This is a genomic window from Roseateles sp. P5_B10, from assembly GCF_056400485.1.
This window is the reverse complement of the sequence record NZ_JBFULE010001353.1, coordinates 1-881: the sequence shown is the minus strand read 5'-3', so window position 1 is coordinate 881 and position 881 is coordinate 1. Positions and strand designations below refer to the sequence as shown.

The window sequence follows — 881 nt, the reverse complement described above, 5'->3', positions numbered from 1 at the left end:
CCAGCAGCCGGCGCTGCAGGCGCTGCCCGTGATCGCCATGACCGCCAATGCGATGGTCGGCGATCGTGAAGCCGTCATCGCGGCGGGCATGAACGACCACATCGCCAAACCGATCAAGGTCGATGAGATGTTCGCCACCCTCGCGAAATGGGTCAAGCCGAGCGGTTTGGTGGTGGTGGGCAACGACAGCAGCGCCGACGCGTTGCAGGCACTGAACGGCATCGACGCGCATTGCGGCTTGGCCAATGTCGGCGGCAACGGCGTGCTGTACCGTCGTGTGCTGAGCATGTTCCGCGACCGCGAGGCCGATTTCGCGCAGCGTTTCAACGCCGCACGCCGTGCAGGCGACGCCGACGCCGCCATGCGCGCCGCGCACGACCTCAAGGGCCTGTCCGGAACGCTCGGCATGCATGCCGTGCAGGCCGCTGCCGCTGCGTTGGAGCGGGGGTGCCTGCATGGCGCGCGCGACGCCGAGGTGGACGCCATGGTGCACGACGTGGCGAGCCACCTCGACAAGGTCGTCGACGAGCTCCGGGCCGTCGAGAGTGAGACCGCGCAGGCCGCGTGATCGTCATTGCCAGGCTGCGGCGACGCCTTCAGTGAATCCGGCCACCGATGGCCCACGTAGGACAAGCAAGCGAATGTCATACGCGGGCAATGCTGGCGATCGAAGATGCGTCGCCTGGCCTGCGCCCGCCTCGGTTCCTTTGTCATCACGCCCGTGCCACCCACCCTGTCATCACTGCTCCATCGAACGCGTGCTGCCGTCCTGGTGCTGCTGCTCGTCGTGTTGCCGCTCCAGGGCGTGGTGCAACTCGTTGCGGGCCTCCAAGGTCACAGGCATGTGCATATCGGCACGGCGACTCGGCATGACGCCGTGC

1 protein-coding gene is annotated in these 881 nt (G+C 67.2%); it reads left to right on the top strand.

Features of this window, described 5'->3' with window-relative positions:
• Positions 1-568: response regulator (locus AC1DU6_RS33275; RefSeq protein ID WP_477862600.1), on the top strand; the 568-nt coding region annotated here is incomplete at its 5' end.
• Between the last annotated feature and the right edge of the window lie 313 nt (positions 569-881).